Raw genomic sequence first — 235 nt, forward strand, 5'->3', positions numbered from 1 at the left:
GCGATCGCCGAGACGCGGGCGGCATCAATCTCGCCCGTGCTGAAGGCCTTCCAGACGTTCGGCAAGGCATCGCGAGCGGTCTCGGCTTCGTGGATGCGGCTCGCGACCTGGTGCTCGGACCAGCCGTTCGCCTGGGCGACCACCGACCGCACTGCCGCGAACGCGAGGTCGCGCTGCTGCGCCTCGACCTCCCGCTCAATCCGAGCGCGTTCGGCGTCGAGGAAGTCGAGCATCG

Annotated in this window: 1 protein-coding gene; it reads right to left on the reverse strand. The window is 69.8% G+C overall.

Translation table 11 applies throughout. The features are described 5' to 3' along the window. On the reverse strand, positions 1 to 235 hold a 235-nt coding region (locus D9V41_RS17530), incomplete at both ends, for a DUF222 domain-containing protein (RefSeq protein ID WP_121795656.1).

It is taken from the genome of Aeromicrobium phragmitis (assembly GCF_003674095.1).
GTDB classification, from domain to species: Bacteria; Actinomycetota; Actinomycetes; order Propionibacteriales; family Nocardioidaceae; genus Aeromicrobium; species Aeromicrobium phragmitis.